This is a genomic window from Psychrobacter sp. 1U2, assembly GCF_051847575.1.
This window is the reverse complement of the sequence record NZ_JBPYDC010000404.1, coordinates 1-1,123: the sequence shown is the minus strand read 5'-3', so window position 1 is coordinate 1,123 and position 1,123 is coordinate 1. Positions and strand designations below refer to the sequence as shown.

1 protein-coding gene and 1 pseudogene are annotated in these 1,123 nt (G+C 43.6%); both read left to right on the top strand.

Annotation, left to right across the window (positions count from 1 at the left end; translation table 11 throughout):
- A pseudogene (locus ACS8FD_RS16165) lies at positions 1–184 on the top strand (cysteine ABC transporter permease); the annotation flags it as partial.
- Between the two features lie 54 nt (positions 185–238).
- Entirely contained in the window at positions 239–982 is a 744-nt protein-coding gene (locus tag ACS8FD_RS16160; protein WP_439276595.1) for an amino acid ABC transporter ATP-binding protein, read from the top strand.
- The last annotated feature ends 141 nt before the right edge of the window (positions 983–1,123 follow it).

Below are 1,123 nucleotides of genomic sequence, written 5' to 3'. Positions count from 1 at the left end.
TTCTTTGGCCTCATTGGTACTGGTTACCGAGTTGTTCAAAGAAGCCCAGATTATCACCGCACGTAACTACGAGTTTATGCTGGTCTATACCGAAGCGGCATTTATATATTGGGGTATTTGTCTGTTTTTGACCTTTATTCAAGGTAAGCTTGAAACTAGGCTTGATCGTTACGTGGCTAAGTAGTTCATTGACTCATTCACCAGCAGTTTTAGTATTATTAGCACAACAGGAACCTTTATGATTCAAGTCACTAATATTCACAAAGCTTTTGGTCATAATCAAGTGCTCAAAGGCATCGACTTGACCATCGAAAAAGGTAAGGTAGTGGTGATACTTGGGCCATCAGGGTCAGGTAAAACAACTTTTTTACGCTGCTTAAATGCGCTGGAGATTCCTGATCAAGGTGTCATTGCTTTTGATGATGACAGTTTGACGATTGATTTTGCTACTAACCCTAAGAAAAAAGCACTACTGGCGCTACAACGCAAATCTGGTATGGTGTTTCAGTCTTATAATTTGTTTCCGCATGAGACGGCGATTGAAAACTTGATGCTCGGACCGACTATCGTACAAGGTCAGAGTAAAGCGCAAGCTCGCGAGCAAGCTTTAGCATTGCTAAAGAAAGTTGGTTTATCTGAAAAAGCTGACCTGTATCCCTTTCAGCTGTCTGGTGGCCAGCAGCAGCGTATCGGTATCGCGCGGGCGCTGGCGATCGAGCCGTCATTATTGTTGTTCGATGAGCCAACGTCTGCACTTGATCCAGAGCTAGTGCAAGACGTGCTTGAGACCATGAAGCAGCTGGCATCTGAAGGCTGGACGATGGTCGTGGTGACCCACGAGATTAACTTTGCTCGTGAAGTGGCAGATCATGTGGTTTTAATTGAAGACGGTTATGTGGTCGAAGAGGGTAGTGCCAAGCAGATGTTTGAGCTATCAACACACCCACGTACACAAGCGTTCTTACAGCGTATAGAGCAGTAGTGTCGCTAAAACAGCCACAATTATCTATTGAATTCTGACGGCTCAAAACCTTCTTTTCTAGTAAACGATGAAGTAATAGAAGTAACACCTCTTTAACGATAATATCATGGCTAAGGGTTTAGCTCTTTATCGACTATAAGC